General features: G+C 64.4%; 23 protein-coding genes and 1 pseudogene. 20 read left to right on the forward strand and 4 right to left on the reverse strand.

Annotated features, from left to right (window positions below):
- Window positions 1-204 precede the first annotated feature (204 nt).
- From Q1A44_RS16960 to Q1A44_RS17000, 9 genes and pseudogenes are all read left to right on the forward strand, one after another.
- A complete protein-coding gene (locus tag Q1A44_RS16960; protein ID WP_299627636.1) occupies window positions 205-414 on the forward strand; it encodes a DUF6511 domain-containing protein in 210 nt (69 codons plus the stop codon).
- Complete coding sequence (locus Q1A44_RS16965; RefSeq protein ID WP_299627638.1) at window positions 414-1,160, forward strand: PD-(D/E)XK nuclease family protein; 747 nt, start codon at window positions 414-416, stop codon at window positions 1,158-1,160. Before Q1A44_RS16960 ends, Q1A44_RS16965 begins: the two co-directional genes overlap by 1 nt.
- Window positions 1,157-3,514 (forward strand): phage/plasmid primase, P4 family, encoded by a 2,358-nt coding sequence (locus tag Q1A44_RS16970; protein WP_299627640.1) that lies wholly within the window; start codon window positions 1,157-1,159, stop codon window positions 3,512-3,514. Before Q1A44_RS16965 ends, Q1A44_RS16970 begins: the two co-directional genes overlap by 4 nt.
- A 156-nt stretch (window positions 3,515-3,670) precedes the next feature.
- Window positions 3,671-4,141 carry a hypothetical protein gene (locus Q1A44_RS16975; protein ID WP_299627761.1) on the forward strand — a complete coding sequence of 157 codons (471 nt, stop codon included), beginning with the start codon at window positions 3,671-3,673 and terminating at the stop codon, window positions 4,139-4,141.
- Window positions 4,138-4,602, forward strand: coding sequence for a DUF6362 family protein (locus Q1A44_RS16980; RefSeq protein WP_299627642.1), 465 nt, complete (start codon window positions 4,138-4,140; stop codon window positions 4,600-4,602). The genes Q1A44_RS16975 and Q1A44_RS16980 overlap by 4 nt, the downstream gene beginning before the upstream one ends.
- Window positions 4,603-4,937: 335 nt before the next feature.
- The gene (locus tag Q1A44_RS16985; protein WP_299627644.1) at window positions 4,938-6,191 is read left to right on the forward strand and encodes a site-specific DNA-methyltransferase; all 1,254 of its coding nucleotides are present in this window, start codon (window positions 4,938-4,940) and stop codon (window positions 6,189-6,191) included.
- A gap of 4 nt (window positions 6,192-6,195) precedes the next feature.
- Window positions 6,196-6,699 (forward strand): annotated as a pseudogene (locus Q1A44_RS16990) (DNA cytosine methyltransferase); the annotation flags it as partial.
- 202 nt (window positions 6,700-6,901) lie between these two features.
- On the forward strand, window positions 6,902-7,387 hold the full coding sequence (locus tag Q1A44_RS16995) for a hypothetical protein (protein ID WP_299627765.1): 486 nt from the start codon (window positions 6,902-6,904) through the stop codon (window positions 7,385-7,387).
- Complete coding sequence (locus Q1A44_RS17000) at window positions 7,384-7,608, forward strand: hypothetical protein (RefSeq protein ID WP_299627646.1); 225 nt, start codon at window positions 7,384-7,386, stop codon at window positions 7,606-7,608. Before Q1A44_RS16995 ends, Q1A44_RS17000 begins: the two co-directional genes overlap by 4 nt.
- 52 nt (window positions 7,609-7,660) lie before the next feature.
- Here the strand turns inward: Q1A44_RS17000 and Q1A44_RS17005 are convergent, their stop codons facing one another.
- The 3 genes from Q1A44_RS17005 to Q1A44_RS17015 form a co-directional block, all read right to left on the reverse strand.
- Complete coding sequence (locus Q1A44_RS17005; protein WP_299627648.1) at window positions 7,661-8,179, reverse strand: DUF3489 domain-containing protein; 519 nt, start codon at window positions 8,177-8,179, stop codon at window positions 7,661-7,663.
- 90 nt (window positions 8,180-8,269) lie between these two features.
- Window positions 8,270-8,458 (reverse strand): hypothetical protein, encoded by a 189-nt coding sequence (locus Q1A44_RS17010; protein ID WP_299627650.1) that lies wholly within the window; start codon window positions 8,456-8,458, stop codon window positions 8,270-8,272.
- Between the two features lie 5 nt (window positions 8,459-8,463).
- A complete protein-coding gene (locus tag Q1A44_RS17015) occupies window positions 8,464-8,733 on the reverse strand; it encodes a hypothetical protein (RefSeq protein ID WP_299627652.1) in 270 nt (89 codons plus the stop codon).
- Between the two features lie 111 nt (window positions 8,734-8,844).
- Between Q1A44_RS17015 and Q1A44_RS17020 the strand changes: the two genes are divergently transcribed.
- The 8 genes from Q1A44_RS17020 to Q1A44_RS17055 all read left to right on the forward strand — a co-directional run bounded on the left by Q1A44_RS17020 (window position 8,845) and on the right by Q1A44_RS17055 (window position 16,546).
- Window positions 8,845-9,405: a hypothetical protein gene (locus tag Q1A44_RS17020; RefSeq protein ID WP_299627654.1), complete on the forward strand. Its 561-nt coding sequence runs from the start codon at window positions 8,845-8,847 to the stop codon at window positions 9,403-9,405.
- Window positions 9,353-11,350 (forward strand): phage terminase large subunit family protein, encoded by a 1,998-nt coding sequence (locus tag Q1A44_RS17025; protein WP_299627655.1) that lies wholly within the window; start codon window positions 9,353-9,355, stop codon window positions 11,348-11,350. Before Q1A44_RS17020 ends, Q1A44_RS17025 begins: the two co-directional genes overlap by 53 nt.
- A 2-nt stretch (window positions 11,351-11,352) precedes the next feature.
- Window positions 11,353-11,562 carry a hypothetical protein gene (locus Q1A44_RS17030; RefSeq protein ID WP_299627657.1) on the forward strand — a complete coding sequence of 70 codons (210 nt, stop codon included), beginning with the start codon at window positions 11,353-11,355 and terminating at the stop codon, window positions 11,560-11,562.
- The gene (locus Q1A44_RS17035; protein WP_299627659.1) at window positions 11,562-13,118 is read left to right on the forward strand and encodes a phage portal protein; all 1,557 of its coding nucleotides are present in this window, start codon (window positions 11,562-11,564) and stop codon (window positions 13,116-13,118) included. The genes Q1A44_RS17030 and Q1A44_RS17035 overlap by 1 nt, the downstream gene beginning before the upstream one ends.
- Window positions 13,119-13,123: 5 nt before the next feature.
- Complete coding sequence (locus tag Q1A44_RS17040; protein WP_299627661.1) at window positions 13,124-15,187, forward strand: prohead protease/major capsid protein fusion protein; 2,064 nt, start codon at window positions 13,124-13,126, stop codon at window positions 15,185-15,187.
- A gap of 77 nt (window positions 15,188-15,264) precedes the next feature.
- Window positions 15,265-15,600, forward strand: a complete 336-nt coding sequence (locus Q1A44_RS17045) for a DUF2190 family protein (RefSeq protein ID WP_299627663.1) — start codon at window positions 15,265-15,267, stop codon at window positions 15,598-15,600.
- Entirely contained in the window at window positions 15,600-15,911 is a 312-nt protein-coding gene (locus tag Q1A44_RS17050) for a hypothetical protein (protein ID WP_299627665.1), read from the forward strand. The genes Q1A44_RS17045 and Q1A44_RS17050 overlap by 1 nt, the downstream gene beginning before the upstream one ends.
- Before the next feature lie 5 nt (window positions 15,912-15,916).
- Complete coding sequence (locus Q1A44_RS17055; protein WP_299627667.1) at window positions 15,917-16,546, forward strand: DUF6441 family protein; 630 nt, start codon at window positions 15,917-15,919, stop codon at window positions 16,544-16,546.
- A gap of 60 nt (window positions 16,547-16,606) precedes the next feature.
- Here Q1A44_RS17055 and Q1A44_RS17060 read toward each other — a convergent pair whose 3' ends face one another.
- Window positions 16,607-17,482 carry a GIY-YIG nuclease family protein gene (locus tag Q1A44_RS17060; protein ID WP_299627669.1) on the reverse strand — a complete coding sequence of 292 codons (876 nt, stop codon included), beginning with the start codon at window positions 17,480-17,482 and terminating at the stop codon, window positions 16,607-16,609.
- Window positions 17,483-17,585: 103 nt separating this feature from the next.
- Here Q1A44_RS17060 and Q1A44_RS17065 point away from each other — a divergent pair, with 103 nt between their 5' ends.
- The 3 genes from Q1A44_RS17065 to Q1A44_RS17075 are packed head-to-tail and all read left to right on the forward strand — an operon-like array spanning window position 17,586 to window position 19,405.
- Window positions 17,586-18,005 (forward strand): acyl-CoA transferase, encoded by a 420-nt coding sequence (locus Q1A44_RS17065; protein ID WP_299627671.1) that lies wholly within the window; start codon window positions 17,586-17,588, stop codon window positions 18,003-18,005.
- Between the two features lie 24 nt (window positions 18,006-18,029).
- Entirely contained in the window at window positions 18,030-18,968 is a 939-nt protein-coding gene (locus tag Q1A44_RS17070) for a phage tail tube protein (RefSeq protein WP_299627673.1), read from the forward strand.
- Entirely contained in the window at window positions 18,968-19,405 is a 438-nt protein-coding gene (locus Q1A44_RS17075; RefSeq protein WP_299627675.1) for a hypothetical protein, read from the forward strand. Before Q1A44_RS17070 ends, Q1A44_RS17075 begins: the two co-directional genes overlap by 1 nt.
- Window positions 19,406-19,466 lie beyond the last annotated feature (61 nt).

The raw sequence follows: 19,466 nt of genomic DNA on the forward strand, positions 1-19,466 counted from the left end.
AACCAGATAAAGTAGGTAGCGTCTTAAAGACGCACAAGATCGTGATGTGTGGATTCTTGCGATGGCCCGCATCCGACAGCCAGAGCGGCGCGCCGGTATGTGACAGTGGCAGCTGGAGCTTTCCCCCATGATCGACATCTCTGATCGCGCTCGGCGCGGTACCGTGCGCTTTTCGCCGGTCACAGGCACCCCTCTTGGAGGTGCATGGTGATTGATCCCGATGAGCGCGAACAGGAAGCCTTGAAGGTCGCCATGCGGTTCATGGGCGAACTGATGGCCGAGATCGGCTGGGCGACCCCCTTCAACGAACTTTCTGCCGATCAGGCAGCAAAGCTCGCCGAAGCCGCGGTTGACGGTTTTCAGGAGGGGATGTTGGCGAATGCCCCTCGGCCGGACCCCGAGGTGCCCTTCTGATGACAGCGCTCCTCGACTTCAATCACCGGGAAAAGAAGCCCACTTTTGCCGATGGCGTTAACGTACTGATCGATCATGCCCTTGTTGCAGAGCAGGCCACGCGGCCGACTCGGGACTATCTGGGCGGCAGCCGACTCGGCGATGCCTGTCAGCGTCGGCTGCAATACGAGTACCTAAAGGTGCCGAAGGACGAGGGCTCCGGGTTCTCGGGTCAGACCCTGCGGATTTTTGCGCTTGGGCATGTTCTCGAAGACTTGGCAATCGACTGGCTTCGCAAGGCGGGGTTTGATCTCAGGACCCGCAATCGCCATGGCGAGCAGTTCGGTTTCGAAGTCGCGGGCGGACGCCTTCAGGGGCATGCCGATGGCGTCATTGTCGCGGCGCCGAACGGCATGGCGGTGCCGGCCTTGTGGGAGTGCAAGTCCGCAAACGCAAAGAACTGGCGCGAGATTGCGAAACGGGGCGTTGTCAAAGCCAAGCCCATCTATGCGGCCCAGATCGCGCTCTACCAGGCCTATTTGGGGCTGACGGAAGCGTCCGCGTTGTTCACCGCGATCAACAAGGACACCTGCGAGATCTGGCACGAACTGGTCCCCTTCGACGCCGAGCGCGCCCAGGCCGCAAGCGACAAGGCCGTTCGCATTCTGCGCGCCTGTGATGCTGGCGAACAACTGCCTCGGCACACGGAAGATCCCGAGCATTTCCAATGCCATTTCTGCGACTGGAAGGCGAGGTGCTGGGAATGAGCGATAGCAGCGTGGACCCCGCGGCCGCGGTTGCGCCTGACCCGGCCATGATCGCGACCTACACCGATGTCGTCTTCGGCTATTGCGATCATCTCGCTCCGGTCCGCGCGCTTGCGGAGAAAGGCAGCGCTGACGCTCCGCCGCATACGCCGTTCTTGCCTACGGAAGATGATCTCGCAGGGCGTCTAGCGCAGCAGGCGGATTGGGCGGCCTCGGCTGGCATGGCTCTCTTTGTGGTGCCGGGCACCGTTGCCACACCGGTCGATGCGCGGGCCGAGCACATTGTTCAGACACAGGTTGTGCTCGTCGATCTCGATCATGGTGACATCGACGCCAAGCGTACGCACCTTGAACGCCACCTCGGCAAGGCCACGCTGGTGGTGGCATCAGGTGGGGTGACGGCCGACGGTATCCGCAAGTTGCACCTCTATTGGCGACTCACCGAACCAGCGGAAGGCGAGGACATTGCCCGGGTGTGCCGTGCCCGGCAAATGATTGCCGCCAAGGTCGGCGGTGATCCGGCCTTTCGCTCCGCCCATCAGCCAATCCGGGTCGCCGGTTCCGTACATGCCAAAGCCGGGCAGCGTCGCCTTGTCGAAATCCTCGCCCATGCCGCCGTTGACCACGACCTCGCCGATCTGATCGAGGCGGTCATCGCCATGCCTCCGATGGAGGGGGCGCAGCCCGATCCACTCGACTTCAATGGCGCGACGCCCTTGCGGGGAACGGTGCCAGAGCTCTTCGGCAAGCCTGTCCGCGAGGGAGGCGTTGACGGGACAACCCGTTTCGATGCGCTTTCACGGGTCATCGGGTACTGGATCCGGCGCTGCCGCGAAGGCCATGTCACGCCGGCAGAGTCGTGGGACGAGATCAAGGCGTACAACCTCGCGCGCATCGATCCGCCATGGACGGAGGATCGCCTGCGGGCCGAATCCGAACGCCTGTGGAAGCGCGACCAGAGCCGCAATGGCGACATCGACGATGCCGACATGGATGCGGACCAAGCGGGTGGCGGAGACGATGGCGACGGACCCATACCGGTCCGTTTCACTGAAGACGCGTTGGCGGCGCAGTTCGCATCAACTCATTCAGAGCAATGGCGATATGTCGCCGGCTGGGGCCAATGGCTCACTTGGACCGGCACTGTCTGGCGACGCGAAGAGACGTTGCAGGCCTTCGATCTCGCAAGGCAGGTGTGTCGGAACGCGGCGGTTCGAGCACCTTCAGCGCGCGTGCGCACCAAGCTGTCGACCGCATCGACCGTCTCTGCGGTGGAACGCCTTGCCCGCAGCGACCGCCGTCATGCCTGTACCACCGAGATTTGGGACCGTGATCCCTGGCTGTTGAATACCCCCAATGGCGTGATCGATCTCCGGACGGGCGCTTGCGCCCTGCACGATCCGGAACTCTTCATGACGAAGATCGCGGAGGCATCGACAAAAGATGCGTGCCCGACCTGGGAGGCATTCCTCGACACCGTGACCGGCGGAGACAAGGAGTTGCAGGCTTATCTACGCCGAATGGCCGGATACTGTCTGACCGGCGTGACGACCGAGCATGCGCTCTTCTTCCTCTATGGCACTGGCGCGAACGGCAAGTCGGTCTTCGCCAACACCCTGACGGAAATCATGGGCGACTACGCCACCGTCGCCGCGATGGACATGTTCATGGCAACTCACGGCGACCGCCATCCCACCGACATGGCGGGTCTGCGCGGCGCGCGGATCGTGACGTCGATCGAGACCGAACAGGGCAGCCGTTGGGCGGAGAGCAAGCTCAAGGCCCTGACGGGCGGCGACAAGATCACCGCCCGCTTCATGCGTCAGGATTTCTTCGAGTTCATTCCGCAATTCAAGCTGTTGATCGTCGGCAACCACAAGCCTTCGATCCGCAATGTCGACGAGGCCATGCGCCGACGGCTTCACATGATTCCCTTCACGGTGACGATCCCGCCCGCCAAGCGTGACCGCCGCCTGCCTGACCGTCTGCTGGCCGAGCGGGACGGCATCCTCGCCTGGGCGCTGCGCGGATGCCTCGAATGGCAGGAGACCGGGTTGCGCCCGCCCGAAGCCGTGATGGCGGCGACCGAAGACTATTTCGAGGCCGAGGACGCGCTCGGACGCTGGATCGAGGAACGATGCCAGACCGGCCCATCGCACTGGACTGGTTCGAGCGCGCTCTTTGCCAGTTGGAAGTCCTGGGCAGAGGCCAACGGCGAATACGCCGGGTCGATGAAGCGCTTCTCTGAGAATCTCGGCGCCCGTGGGTTCGAGAAACGCAACACGCGAAGCGCGCGTGGATTCCAGGGGATCAGGGTTTGCGACAGCGATGATGACCTATTTGATCGGAGTTGAAAAATGTCAATAAAATCAGAGACCGCGACGGATGTGACGGGTCATACCCATATAACCGTCACGCGCGCGCATACGCGCGTCCGTAACGGAGTTACCAAACAAACCGTCACACCCGTCACACCCGCCAGCGACCTGAGATCGCGGGCTGAAGATGCGCTGCCCCATCCCGTGCTCGCCCTCGATCTCGGCACGGCGACCGGCTGGGCATTGCGCGGCGCGGACGGGCTGATCGTCAGCGGAACCGCGTGTTTTCGGCCACGCCGTTTCGACGGCGGCGGCATGCGGTACTTGCGCTTCACCAACTGGATGACTGAACTCGACAGGCTTTCAGGCCCTATTTCCGCAATCTGGTTCGAGGAAGTCCGCCGGCACGCCGGCACCGATGCAAGCCACGTCTATGGCGGGCTCATGGCCACGCTCACCGCATGGGCGGAGTTGCGCGGCATCCCTTACGAGGGCGTGCCCGTGGGCACCATCAAGCGTTTTGCCACCGGCAAAGGCAATGCGAACAAGGCTGCCATGATCGAAGCGATCCGGCAGCGTGGCTTTTCTCCAGAGGATGACAACGAGGCCGACGCCCTTGCGCTCCTTCTCTGGGCTCTCGACACGAAGGGCGGACAACAATGAACGCACATTCGAATTCGCACAACGTGGTCTGGACCGCAGGCCTCGTGGAAGCCCGGTTGTCGGAGGCGGCCTTCGTGCTCAAACGGCTGCCGGAGCCACGTATGCTAGGGTACTTCAGTACCTGGCCAGAGATCGTTCACAGTTTCGCGGACAAGGTCGGGCAAGAGCCCAGGAAGATGCGCGTGCTTCCATCGCCGCAATCCATCAGCAGAATGGAAGAGACGCTGACCTGGACCGCGGGACTCGAGCCGCAAGACGGCAAGATCGTCTGGCTGCGGGCCTATGGATATCGTTGGCGAGAGATCTGCCGAATGGTCGGTCTGCAGCGCGCGTCAGCCCATCACCACTGGGTCTATGGGCTTTGCTTGATCTCCCATCGCCTGAACAACCGCCGGATCAATCCGCGGCTCTCCATGCAGCAGGTCATCGACCTCGCACGCGCTGACGACCCGGCACTTTGATGCTTCGGCGGCGATTGAATTTTCTTCCAGACACTTTTTCCATCCCGCCGGTATGTGACTGGTAAGTTCGCGAGGTGCGCGAGGCGGTCGCCAAGCGCGTTCGCGGGTCCTTCCTGGCCGTAAACGTATACGGGCGGGCGAAGCGCGCAACATCGCTAGCGACAGGGCCGGTTTTTTGGGAAGCCACCCCGGCGAGCATCCACCCGAGATCCGCTGAAAACCACGACAAAACAAACCTTTGAAACCGAACACGTCCGGTGGCCGCTGGAACCCTCGTGGAGTCCAGGCTGGCTGCTGGTGTCCGGAATCCACCCGATTGAGGCGAACCGACCCGCATGACCCTGAGCTTTGCCCCGGACGTGATCGAGATGTGGCCGCTGGCCAGGCTCGAGCCCTATGCGAAGAACGCAAAGATGCATGGCGCGGATCAGGTCGCGAAGATCGCCGCCAGCATGGCCGAGTTCGGCTGGACGGTTCCGTGTCTTGTCGCCGACGACGGCGAGCTGATCGCTGGCCATGGCCGGGTGTTGGCCGCCACGCAACTGGGGCTGTCCGAGGCCCCGGTGATCGTTCTGGGCCATCTGACCGAGGCGCAGCGCCGGGCCTACCGGATTGCTGACAACAAGCTGACGGAACTCGGGACCTGGGATGAGGCGCTGCTGTCGGCCGAGCTGAACGACCTGCTGGCCGAGGACTACGATCTGTCGCTGATTGGTTTCGACGATGCCGAACTCGAAGCGCTGTTGGCCGGTGAGGTCGACCCCGAAACCGCGTCCCGAGAGGGCGAGGACGATGTTCCCGAAGCCCCCGAAACCCCGATCAGCCGTCCCGGCGATCTCTGGGTGCTTGGCAAGCATCGATTGCTCTGCGGGGACGCGACCGTGGCCACGGACGTCGAGCGACTGCTCGGCGATGTGACACCACTGCTGATGGTGACCGACCCGCCTTACGGCGTCGACTACGATCCCGGCTGGCGCAACAAGGCAGGCGCCGCCGCGACCAAGCGCACCGGCAAGGTGCTGAATGACGACCGCGCTGATTGGCGCGAGGCCTGGGCGTTGTTCCCTGGCGATGTGGCCTATGTTTGGCACGGCGCGTTGCATGCGACGACGGTCGCGGAAAGCCTCGAAGCCTCCGGCTTCAACATCCGGTCCCAGATCATCTGGGCCAAGGATCGCCTGGTGCTGAGCCGCGGCGATTATCACTGGCAGCACGAGCCGTGCCTCTATGCCGTCAAGAAATCCGGCAAGGGCCATTGGGCCGGCGACCGCAAACAGACAACGCTTTGGCAAATCGCCAACAAAGATCAGGACGCTGAAACCGTACACGGGACGCAGAAGCCCGTCGAATGCATGCGTCGGCCAATCCTGAACAATTCCAGCCCCGGGCAAGCGGTCTACGAGCCCTTCATGGGCTCCGGAACCACGCTGATCGCGGCCGAAACCACGGGCCGTGTGTGTTTCGGGATCGAATTGAACCCGGCCTATGTCGATGTCGCCGTCCAGCGGTGGCAGCAGTTCACCGGCCAGGAGGCCGTGCTGGACGGGACCGGCGAGACCTTCGCCGATCTGACGGCCAACCCGCGCTGAGGCGATGCATGACCTGGCTTTACATCCCTCCGGACGTGCTTCCGGAGCCGGCGACCTGTTCGGCCTCTCGCTCTGCTCCGGTGCAGGCGGGCTGGACCTCGGGCTCACCATCGCCTTGCCCGGATATCGAACTGTGGGCCATGTCGAACGGGAAACCTACGCCGCGGCCATCCTCGTGGCACGGATGGAAGAGGCGGCCCTGGATTGCGCGCCTGTCTGGGACGACGTTGCCAGCTTCGACGGCCGCCCGTGGCGCGGCACGGTGGACATCGTCACTGCGGGCTATCCGTGCCAGCCTTTCTCCGTCGCGGGCAAACGCCGGGGCGCGGACGATCCGCGCCACCTCTGGCCCCATGTCGCGCGCATCATTGGCGAGGTCGAGCCGCCCTTCGTCTTCCTCGAGAATGTCGCCCATCATCTCCGCCTCGGCTTCCCCGAAGTCGCCGCAGGACTGGTCGGCATGGGCTACCGCCTTGCGGCGGGCCTCTTCACGGCGGCGGAAGTCGGCGCGCCCCACAAGCGCGAGCGGCTCTTCATCCTCGCGCACCGAGAGGACTGCGAACTGGCCGACCCCGCGCGCCTGCTCCGGGACCCGGTCCAGTGGCGGGAACCGGACCGAGATGCTCCGGCTCTGGCCGACGCCCCGCGCCAGCGCCAACGAGAACCGGCAGACGAAACCGACGCCCTCACAGGAAGCGGGCAAGCACGGGATGAACCTGGCGACCTCGGCCGCGATGTGGCCGACGCCGCAAACCGACAGTTTTCGCAGCCGGGGCGGCGCCCGGAGACACGAGAAGGGTCTCGATGGCATGGCGCGGGACTGGCCAACGCCGATGGCAACCGACGGCAACAAGCCGAGCGCGGGCAATCGCAAGTCCGCCGACCTGACCCGTGCCAGCCAGATGTGGATGACGCCGACGGCCCGGGATCACAAGGACGGCGCGACCACATTGGCGAACACCCCGGTGAACGGCTTGCTTGGCCGCCAGGTCCTGGTGACGCCGACGGCTGGGAGCGATACCTCCGAGCCGCGCCGGACGCTGAACCCAGCATTCGTCGAGGCTCTGATGGGCTGGCCCACCGGGTGGACCGCCTTCGGCTCTGTGGCAACGGCGTGGTCCCATTGGTTGCCGCGCATGCGCTGCGAACTCTTGCAGCTCAATTGCTGGCTGATGGCTGAAGGGGGGCCAGTATGAAACAGTCGCGCCTCATGTCGCTGATCGAGGCCGTCGCCAACGTGGCGGTTGGCTACGGCGTGGCGGTCATCACGCAGATCCTGATCTTCCCGATCTTCGGGCTGCACACGACTCTGGCGCAGAACCTGAAAATGGGCGCGATCTTCACGGTGGTATCGATAGCGCGGTCCTTCGCGCTGCGCCGCTTGTTCGAGGTGATCCGGATGCGACACGCCAAATGAGAAAACGCCGCCCCTAGGGGACGGCGGTCATCTGTGTGTTGGACCGTGTGCGTCAGTCGCGGATAGCGTAGACGCGGCCTCGTCCGTCAACCTTTTCCGAGGTGATCGTCAGGCCGAGCTTCTTTTTCAGCGCGCCGGACATTGCCCCTCTCGCAGTGTGAGCTTTCCAATCGAGTGCCGCTACGATCTCCTCGATGGTCGCGCCACTCTCGGCGCGCAGCATGGCGATCAGCTTGGCCTGCTTCGTACCCTCGCGTGGTGTGCGCATCTTGGGTGCGGAGTCCTCGGCCGGAGTGGTCTCCGCGCTGTTAGCCTCAATGCCAATGGCGGCGAGGCCTGTGTCGGTCGCGACCAGCGTGACGCCGTTGCCGTCGCCAGTCTCGCGCCAGACGGGCTCGCCGTTGCGCATATCGGCCTCGACCTCTTCGAGGAAGCCTTTTGCGAGCATCGCGCCGATGACCTTGGCGGCGGCCCCGCCGCGCAGGCTGTCGGGTAGCGGCAAGGCGATCTGACCGTCGCGATTGGCGGCGGTGCTGAGAATGATGGCTTGGGTGTCGGAAAATTTTGTCATCTGTGCCTCCGTGGCTCAGCCCCGCGGGATGCGTGGCTTCTACCGGGGCGAGCCCGCCGCTTGGGCGGGCCGGGACCGACGTGCGATGGTTCAGTCGTCGCGCGCGATCAGGGCAAGGAGGACGGCCGCCATGCCGCCGAGATATTCGCTACGGCGAAACACGATCTCGTCGATCTCCGTCGCGGTGTTGATGGTCGGGTCGACCTGAAGGTCGCTGCCCATGTGTGGCATCAGGCGGGTGGCCTCGCGGTTGTAGCGTTTTGCAAGGGTGCTGGTCATCGGGCTCACTCCGCGTGTTCGCCTTCGCCGAAGGCGCTGTCGGTGATGCGATTCAGGAGGCTGGCGTAGTGCTCGAGGCTGCCCACCGTGGCCCAGCCGATCTCGTCGGGGTGACAGTTGAAATGATCGTCGCTGAGGCTCTGGAGCCGGGCGAGCATCTCGTCGATCTCGGCCTTCTTGCCGATAAAGGCGTTCAAAGCCGCCTCTTTGTTGCGGCGTGCCTTCTCTGCGCGAAGCTCATGGCGGGGCGTTGTCTGAGGGTTCAGGCGGGTCATCGTAGCGGTTCCGTGTTGAGTTGCATCGTTTTCGTAGGACCACGTTCGCTCTGGTGCGGAGGCTTATCAACTACATAAGCACATGATTTTGAATGATAATCGGAGCGTGGCATGGAGGGTCTAAGCGAGCGCCAGTATGCCGCCCGCATCGGCCTCTCACGCGGGGCGGTCCAGAAGGCCAAGACCACGGGACGACTGGTGTTGCATGGCGATGGCAGCATCGACGCGGAGGCCAGCGATGCCTTGCGCGCTGGAGCAACCGATCCATCGAAAACCCGCAAGGCCTCGAAGCCGAATCTCAAACCCGTCTCGGAGGCGGCGGTCTCGGCCGTGGGCGAGACCCTGCGCGAACAGGGAATGGCGACACCGTCGGTGGGCAGCGGCACGACGTTCCTGCAGGCCAAGACGGCGAACGAAGTGCTGAAGGCGCAGGAACGCCGCCTTCGGTTGCAAAAGCTGAAGGGTGAGTTGATCGACCGGGCCCGCGCGTTGTCGCTGGTGTTCCGGCTGGCGCGGCAGGAGCGCGATGTCTGGGTGAACTGGCCAGCGCGCGCGGCAGCGTTGATGGCGGCTGACCTCGGCGTCGAGCCCGCCGCAATGCAGAAGGTTCTGGAGAAACATGTCCGCGCCCAGCTCGACGATCTTGCCGAGGTCAAACCCGATCTCCGGTGATGAAACATTCGAGTTCGACGGCGCGGCAGAGATCCTGCGTGCCTGGGGAGCGGGCCTCACGCCGGATGCGGACCTGACCGTGTCGGAATGGGCGGATCGACACCGAATGCTTTCCGGTCGCGCCTCGGCCGAGCCGGGCCGGTACCGCACAGCCCGCACGCCCTACATGGGCGAGATCATGGACCGGCTGTCGCCGGGCGATCCGACGCAGCGGATCGTGTTCATGAAGGCCGCGCAGGTCGGCGCAACCGAGGCCGGAAATAACTGGATCGGGTTCGCGATCCACCAGGCGCCGGGCCCGATGCTGGCAGTCCAGCCAACGGTGGAACTGGCGAAACGGAACTCCCGCCAACGGGTGGACCCGCTGATCGACGAAAGCCCAGAGTTGCGGGAGCGGGTCAAACCGGCGCGCTCGCGCGATGCGGGCAACACCATGCTGTCGAAGGAATTCGCAGGCGGCATCCTGATCATGACGGGCGCGAACTCGGCCGTCGGGCTGCGCTCGACGCCCGCTCGCTACATCTTCCTCGATGAGGTTGACGCTTATCCGGCTTCGGCTGACGAGGAAGGTGATCCCGTCACGCTGGCCGAAGCGCGGTCATTGACCTTCGCCCATCGGCGCAAGGTGTTCCTGGTCTCGACGCCGACGATCCGGGGGCTGTCGCGCATTGAGCGGGAATTCGAGGCAAGCGACCAGCGGCGATTCTTCGTGCCGTGCCCGCATTGCGATCAGGAACAATGGATGAAGTTCGAGCGGCTTCGCTGGCAGAAAGGCCGCCCGGAGACGGCTGAATATCACTGCGAGGGCTGCGAACAAGCCATCGCCGAACACCACAAGACGGCAATGTTGGAGGCTGGCGAATGGCGCGCGACCGCTGCGGCCGCAGATCCCGGCACCGTCGGCTATCACCTCTCGGCCCTCTATTCGCCGATTGGCTGGCTGAGCTGGGAACGGATCGTGCGGGCATGGGACGCGGCACAGGGGTCGGACGAGGCAATCAAAGCGTTCCGAAATACGATCCTCGGCGAAACATGGGTCGAGACCGGCGAAGCGCCGGACTGGCAGCGGCTCTATGACCGGCGCGAGCGCTGGAAACCGGGCATTGTGCCTGCGGGCGGGCTGTTCCTGACGGCAGGCGGCGATGTGCAGAAGGACCGGATCGAGGTCGATGTCTGGGCCTGGGGCCGTGGCCTCGAAAGCTGGCTGGTCGATCACATCGTGATCGAGGGTGGGCCCGACCGGCATGAGGCTTGGGGCGATCTGACGGCGCTGCTGGACCGGACTTGGCCACACGAGCGTGGTGCGCATCTGAAGATTGCGCGGCTTGCGATCGATACCGGCTACGAGGCTGCAGCGGTCTATGGCTGGTCGCGGGCGCAAGGGTTTGCGCAGGTCGCCCCAGTCAAGGGCGTCGAAGGCTTCAATCGCGCCAGCCCGGTGTCGGGCCCAACATATGTGGACGCGTCCGAGGGCGGTAAACGTCTGCGCCGAGGTGTACGGCTCTGGACCGTGGCAGTCTCGACCTTCAAGGCCGAGACCTACCGCTTCCTGCGGTTGGAACGTCCAACCGACGAGGAACGTACTGACGGCGCGGCTTTCTCACCCGGCACGGTCCACCTGCCGCACTGGGTCGAAAATGAATGGCTGAAGCAGTTCGTCGCCGAGCAGTTGGTCACCGTGCGCACCAAGCGCGGTTTCGCGCGGCTGGAATGGCAAAAGCTGCGCGAACGCAACGAGGCGCTGGATTGTCGGGTCTATGCCCGTGCCGCCGCCTGGATCGCGGGCGCGGATCGCTGGCCCGACGAGAAATGGCGCGACCTCGAGGATCAGCTCGGGGTCGACGACGCCTCTGCGGATCCCGCGGGACAGATCAACAGGCAAGCGCAGGCGCCTCAAGGCAAACGCCGATCCGACTGGCTCGGACGGCGTGGAGGGTGGTTTTGAACATGACGGATTGGACGGAAACCGAGTTGTCGGCGCTGCGCAGGGCCTATGCCAGTGGCACGACCCGCGTCAGCTATGATGGCAAGTCCGTGGACTATGGCTCGGCCGAAGACCTGCTCGCCCGCATCCGGACCATCGAGCGCGCCGTCGCGGGCACCACGCAACCGTTGCCAATCGCCGGTCTCGCGGGCTTCTCGCGCGGAGATCGCTGATGTCGGCAAACTGGTTTGACCATGCGATTGCAACGGTGGCGCCGCGTGCTGCGGCCCGCCGCGTTCTCGCGAGGCAGGCGTTCGAGACCCTGACGCGTGGCTATGATGGCGCGGCCAAAGGACGCCGCACCGAAGGCTGGCGCGCGCCGGGCACCTCGGCCGACACCGAGGTCGGCGTGGCGGGGGCGCTCTTGCGCGACCGGATGCGCGATTTGGTGCGCAACAACCCGCATGCGGCCAAGGCCGTGGCGGTGCTGGTCAACAACATCGTCGGCGCGGGCATCATGCCGCGCGCTGCCAGCGGCAATGACAAGCTGGACCGAAAGGTCGATGCGCTGTTTGCTCAATGGTCGGACACGGCCGATGCGGACGGCCAGCTCGACTTCTATGGCCTGCAGACGCTGATCTGCCGCGAGATGGTCGAGGCGGGCGAGGTTCTGGTCCGTCGAAGGCTGCGTCGCGCCAGCGACGGTCTGCCGGTGCCGCTGCAAGTGCAGGTGCTGGAAGCGGACTTCCTCGACGCCACCAAATCAGGCGCGCTCGGCGCGGGACGGCTGGTGCAGGGGATCGAGTTTGACCCGGTCGGCAAGCGCCGGGCCTATTGGCTACACGCCGAACATCCGGGCGATGCCTTTGGCGCGCTGCAGAACGGGCTGCAAAGCCGCCCGGTCCCCGCGACCGAGATCGCCCATGTCTATGAAAAGCAGCGCACGCAAGCGCGCGGCGTTCCCTGGGGCGCGCCGGTGATCCGCAGTCTGCGCGATCTCGACGACTACGAGGTCGCCGAGCTGGTGCGCAAAAAGACCGAGGCCTGCGTCACCGCCATCGTCTTCGGCGACGACGAGGCGCAGCAGGGCATCGCTCCCTCGGTGGTCGATGCCGACGGCAACCGGGTCGAGCAGTTCGAGCCGGGGCTCATCGCCTATGCCCGCGGCGGGAAGGAAATTCGGTTCAACCAGCCCTCGGCGACGGGGGGCTACGGCGAATACAAGCGGGCGAGCCTGCACACGATCTCGGCCGGGTTCCGGGTGCCCTATGAATTGCTCACCGGCGATCTCAGCCAGGTCAACTATTCCTCGATCCGGGCGGGGCTCGTGGAGTTCCGCCGCCAGATCGACGCAGTGCAATGGCAGCTCTTCATCCCGATGTTCTGCGCGCCGGTGTGGCGGTGGTTCACCGATGCGGCATGGGCAGCAGGCCAGATCCCGACGCCGGATGTGCCGGTGGAATGGTCGCCGCCGAAGTTCGAGGCGGTCGATCCGCAGAAGGACGCGATGGCCAACCTGCTGTCGATCCGCTCCGGCACCATGACGCTGGCTGAGGTGATCGCGCGGCAGGGGCGCAACCCCGACGCCGTGCTGGCCGAGATCGCCGCCACGAACGCGAAGCTCGACGATCTTGGGCTGGTGCTCGACAGCGACCCACGGCGCGTCACCAAGACCGGCAGCGCCCAATCCAATGAAGGGGCAAGCGATCCGGCCGCCGATGATCCGGATGCCGACAACACCACCGCCGATCCGAAAAACGACCCGGCGCAGGCCGACCAACAGGACTGAGCAAAATGGACACGATGATCGAAATCCCGGCCTTGCGTCGGATGGCGGAGCTTGCGCCGAACTCAGCCGATACCAACGCCCGCACCGTCGAGGTAATCTGGTCGGCGGGTGCGCGCGTTCGCCGGTCGACCCTGTTCGGCGAACCCTATGACGAGGAACTGAGCCTCGATCCAACCCATGTGCGGCTGGATCGTCTGAACGCGGGCGCGCCGTTTCTGAAGGTGCACGAGGTCGACACGCTGGATGCCGTGATCGGCTCGGTCGTGCCGGGCTCGGCGCGCATCGAAAACGGCCGCGGCGTTGCGCAGGTCCGGATCAGCGAGCGCGCAGATGTCGAACCAATCTGGCGCGATATCCAGGCGGGCCACATCCGTGCGGTCTCCATCGGTTACCAGGTCCATCGGTTCGAGGTGTCGAAACCCGAGGCTGCCCGCGAGCTTTGGCGCGCGGTGGACTGGACGCCCTTCGAGGTCTCCGCCGTGCCTGTTGGCGCGGATCCGGCCGCGGGCTTCCGCGCCCAATCCTCCCTTCACGACTGCGTCCTTCATCGCCGGGACGTCCCAACCACTCAAACAGGAGCCATCCCGATGACGGACAAATCCAAGACCCCGGCGAACGACGCCGAAACCCAAGCCACCCAGCCGACCGAACCGGTCAAAACCGAGGACACCACCGTGACCGAACCGAAGACACCTATGGGTGAGCCGAAGGATGCTGCCACCCATACCCGCGTGCAGCCGAAGCAGCAGAAGCCCGACGCCCCCGCAGCGCCCGATGCCGAAGCTGTCGCAACCCGCGCACGCGAGGGCGAGCGGGACCGCGTCTCCACGATCTATGATCTGGCGGGCCGTCTGAACCTCGAGCGCGGCTTCGCCGAGGATCTGGTGAAACGCGGGACCGACGTCGATGAGGCCCGCCGTCTGATCCTCGATCAGGTGGCCTCGAAATCCGAGGAAACCCGCACCTTCAGCCAGGTTTCGATCCCACTGGGCGGCCGCGATGAGCAGGTCACCCGCCGCGACGCCGTGGCCAATGCGCTGCTGCACCGATACAGCCCGACGCTCTTCCAACTCGAGGACGCCGCGCGCCAGTATCGCGGCATGACGCTCATGGAACTGGCCCGCGAGAGCCTCGGCAATGCCGGCGTCAACACGCGGGGCCTGTCGCGCGACGAAGTGGCGACACGGGCCCTGCATTCGACCTCAGACTTCCCCGAGATCCTGTCGGCGGTGACCAACAAAACCCTGCGGCAGGCCTACGAGGCCTATCCCCGGACCTTCATGCTGTTCTGCCGCCAGGTGCTGGCGACGGACTTCAAGGCGATGCACCGGGTCCAGCTCGGCGAGGCACCGCAGCTGCTCGAGGTAAGTGAAAGCGGTGAGTTCAAACGCGGCACGCTCGGCGAGAGCAAGGAGAGCTACAAGGTCAAGACCTATGGCCGGGTGGTCGCCATCACCCGCCAGACGCTGATCAACGACGACCTTGATGCCTTCACCCGGATCCCGGCGATGTACGGCAACTCGATCGCGCAGCTGGAGTCGGACGTGGTCTGGGGGATCATCACCGCCAACCCGGCCATGGCCGACGGCAACGCCCTGTTCCACACCAGCCACAAGAACCTCGCAGGAACCGGCGCGGCGCTGGCGGTGGATGCCGTGGGTGCGGCGCGGGCGGCAATGGCGAAACAGACGGGTCTCGACAAGAAAACGGTGCTGAACGTGCGGCCCGCCTTTCTGATCGTGCCCGCTTCTCTGGAACTGAAGGCGGAGCAGATGGTCGCGCAGAACCTCGTGCCCGCCGCGACCTCCAACGTCGTACCGCAATCGATCCGCACGCTGGCGCCGATCAGCGAACCCCGGCTGGATGCCGCCAGCGAAACCGCCTGGTATCTGGCGGCCAGCCCGAACCAGATCGACACAATCGAGTACGCTTATCTTGAGGGTCAGCAAGGCGCGTACATCGAGACCCGCAACGGTTTCGATGTCGACGGCGTCGAGATCAAGTGCCGCCTCGACTTCGGCGCCAAGGCCATCGACTGGCGCGGCCTCTACAAGAACCCGGGCGCGTAACCCGCACCCATGCTGAACCCTGACACACTGGGCGGTCCAATCGGGCCGCCTTTCGCATTTCCACAAGGATCGCCATCATGAAAAACTACGTCCAGCCTGGCAACACCGTCACGCTCACCGCACCCTACGCCGTGACATCCGGCGACGGCCTGCTCGTCGGCTCGATCTTCGGCGTGGCCGCCGGGGATGCCGCCAATGCCGAAACGGTCGAGGCCGCGCTCGTCGGCATTTTCGACCTGAAAAAGGTCGCCTCGCAAGCCTGGTCTGCCGGTGACAAGGTCTATTGGGACAACACCAACAAGGAAGCCACGAAGACCGCCACCGCAAACACGCTGATCGGCGTGGCCGTTGAGGCTGTTGCTGGCGGCGCGGGCGACCTGATCGGCCGGGTGCGCCTGAATGCGAGCTTCTGATGACGGCGTTCGCCGCCATTCTGGATGCGCTGTTCGCGGATCCCAATATCGGGCGAGAGGCACTCTATACCTCCGACGGCGGCGCGCCTGTACTGGTGTGCGTGGTTGCTCGGCAGGCCGATGCGATCACCGACTTCGGCGACGCACGGCTCTGGTCGGAAACGACCCGGATCGATCTGCGCATCACGGAGGTTCCGGCCCCGCGTCCCGGCGACCGCTTGGAAATCGACGGCGAGGCCTTCCTCATCCAAGGCGAGCCCGTCCGCGACCGAGAGCGGCTGATCTGGACCGTTGATCTGAGGCCCGCGTGACGGCCATGAAACTGAAGCTCGACATCGATCCTGACATCGTCGCCATGATGGCAGCGGAGGTCGCGGCGGGCGAGCGCGCAGTGACGGCCGCCATGCGCGAGGCAGGGACCGGGCTCAAGACTGCCTGGCGCACCCAGATCACCGACGCAGGGCTCGGGCGACGGCTCGCCAATTCGATCCGCAACCAGACCTTCCCGCGGTCGGGCGAGAGCCTGGATGCCGCTGCACTGGTCTGGTCCAAGGCACCTGCCATCGTAGGAGCACACGATACTGGCCCGCTGATCCGCTCGAAAAATGGGTTCTACCTCGCGATCCCAACGGAAGCAGCAGGTCGAGGCCTGCGCGGTCGCCGGATCACCCCGGGCGAATGGGAACGGCGGCGCGGTCTGCGCCTGCGGTTTGTCTATCGCCGGACGGGTCCGAGCCTGCTGGTGGCGGAGGGGCGGCTAAACACCAAGGGTCAGGCTGTGGTGTCGCGCTCGAAGACTGGGCGCGGGAAAGTCACGGCGCCGATCTTCTTGCTGGTACCGCAGGTCAAGCTGCCAAAGCGGCTGGACCTCGACCGCGACGCCGAGCGGGCGCTCGATAGCGTGCCGGGGCTGATCGTGGCGAATTGGGTGGATGGGCGGCTCTGACGCAATTGAGCCCTCTCTGCTAAATGGAGATGCGATCGCTTCTCGACATTGCTGCCGCCATCATTGGCGCTGGACCGTCGCCAACTTGGTCAGAACCTCCATCGGATCAAGGTCGACGTAAACTTCGTTGTTATTCGGTTCCGTCCGATGTTTTGCGAACGCCTCACCCAGATATTTCTCCACATCAATGGCGTCCTGCACAGAGCCGATGGCTTGGTCTGTGTGCAACACCCATTGCGGTTCAGACGACAGCCGGAACTTGTTGAATTCGGTCACGCGCTTCATCGCATCCTGTGCATGACCGATTTTCAGAACGCGACCACCTTTCCCAAGAGTGGCGACATAAATGCTGTTCATGGCTTCAGTGTTCGGCTCGACAGCATATCCATTTATCGCGAAGGGATGCTTCTGCCGCAGCTGCCGCACTCGATTTTCCATGGTCTGGAAGCGCGGTGTCATAACTTCCAGCTCTTCACCGTTCGTGACGAGAAGGTCTCTGAGAGTCGCAGCCAACTCGCCACCGACTTCCTGCAAAGTCGTGATTGCGCGTTGGGTATGGGTAGAGGGACCGTATCCCGGAAGCTCACGAAACTCTGGAGCATCTCGGATGATCCAAGTGCGTATGGGTTGGAGCGCGTAAGGCCAACGATAGCTGCCATCTTCCAGCTTGTCCCAGGTGTTCGCCGCTTCAATTCCGAATTCGGAGGTGTCCGCAGTGCTGTGGCTTATCTGCCAAACATTTAGAACGCGACCTTTCCATTCGTCGGGGATCTGTACGTTTGGATCGCCGGGGTTTCGGCTGACAACACCAAAAGCGAAGTCTCCTTCCTGTGTACTGCGAACGGCGACGGTTCTGTTTTGTTTGCTGGTAAAGGTAAGTGGGCCGCCACTTTTGCCGTGGGTCCCCCAAACATAGGTAAAAAATACTCCGCTCATGAAACCCTCGTCACTTCTCTTTTCTCAAGCGTAGCATCGAAATCAAACAATCCACATAGAACCTAATCGCGTTCCTTGATTGTGTCGCTAGGAAAGCAATCTCATGCCCACCCCACGTGAAGCCATCCTCACCGCGCTGCACGCGCGGCTTTCGACGCTGCCCGGCACGGTCCTTCGCGGTGAGGTGCTACCCGAGCGCGTGCCGGCCGACGGCCTGCTGATCCTGCGCGATGGCGAGCCAGGCGATCCAGAGGTAACCCTGTCGCCGCTGCGCTACCACTACCAGCACCGCGCCGAGATCGAGGCCGTCATGCAGGGCACCGACCGTGATGCCGCCTTCGATACGCTGACCGCCAGCATTGGCTCCAAACTCGCCGCCGACCGCACGCTGGGCGGCCTCTGCGACTGGGTCGAGGCGGAAGCGCCCCGTCCGGTTGATATGCCGGTTGAGGGCGCGGTCAGTCTGAAGGCTGCCGTCATTCCGGTGGTGCTACACTATTCCACGGCCGACCCGCTCGGCTGACCCCGACAATCTGAGGAGAACACGATGGCACGAGCCCAAGGGGCGCGGGCGCAGATGGCGCTTGCGTTCGAGACAACCTATGGAACGCCGCCAGTGGGCGGTTTCACGAAGATGCCCTTCGCCAGCACGTCGCTTGGCGCAGAGCAGCCGCTGCTGAACTCCGAACTGCTCGGCTACGGCCGCGATCCACTGGCGCCGATCAAGGACGCAGTGACGGCCGATGGCGATATCGTCGTGCCGCTCGACGCAGAAGCCTTCGGGTTCTGGCTGAAAGCGGCCTTTGGTGATCCGACTGTGACCGGCACCGGTCCCTGGACCCATGAGTTCCAGTCGGGGTCCTGGACGCTGCCCAGCATGTCCATCGAGACCGGTATGCCGGAGGTGCCTCGTTTTGCGATGTATTCAGGCTGCGTGCTCGACCAAATTAACTGGCAGATGCAGCGGTCCGGCCTGCTGACCGCAACGGCGCGGCTCGTAGCACAGGGCGAGACGGTGGGCACGACCAGCAGCGCCGGGACACCCGCCGCGCTGGAATTGCAGCGCTTCGGCCATTTCAACGGGGCGATCACTCGCAATGGGTCCGCGCTCGGCAACGTCGTCTCGGCCGACGTCACCTATGCCAACAACCTCGACCGGATCGAAACCATCCGCTCGGATGGACGCATCGACGGCGCAGACCCGTCTATTGCCGCGCTGACGGGCTCCATCGAGGTTCGGTTCGCCGATCAGACGCTGGTGACGCAGGCGATCAATGGCGATCCCTGCGAGCTTGAGTTCGCCTATGTGTTGCCGTCTGGCGAGAGCTTCACCTTCACGGTCCACGCGGTCTATCTGCCGCGCCCGCGCATCGAGATTTCCGGGCCGCAGGGCGTGCAGGCCACTTTCGACTGGCAAGCCGCCCGCGACAGCACGGTCGGCCGGATGTGCACCGCAACCCTGATCAACGATATTGAGGTATATTGATGCTGACGCTCGATCTGACGAACCAACCGCGCTGGCATGAGCTTGCGCCCGGCGTGCGGGTGCAACTCCGCCCCCTGACCACGGCCCTGATGGTTGCGACGCGGAGCGATCCGGCCGTCGAGGCGGTTTCTGAGCATGCTTCCGACGAGGAACGCGCTGTTGCCTTCGCCAAGGCGCTGGCGCGCCGGGCAGTTCTCGCCTGGGAGGGCATCGGCGACGCAGATGGCAATGCCATCGACCCCAGTCCCGAGGCCGTCGACGCGCTTCTCGATATCTGGCCGATCTTCGAGGCCTTCCAGCTAACCTACGTCTCCAAAGGCCTGCTGCTGGAACAGGAAAAAAACGCCTCCGCGCTCTCGCCGACTGGTCCTTCGGCGGGGGCGATCGCTACTGCGAAGCCTGTCAAACGGCATGCAAAGACTGCCCGGCGCGGCTGAACCAGCCGCTGACTTGTGAGGGCTGGCAGGTCTGGGACCTGGTCGGCCGTCTCGGCGGCCA

It is taken from the genome of uncultured Tateyamaria sp. (genome assembly GCF_947503705.1).
Lineage (GTDB): Bacteria > Pseudomonadota > Alphaproteobacteria > Rhodobacterales > Rhodobacteraceae > Tateyamaria.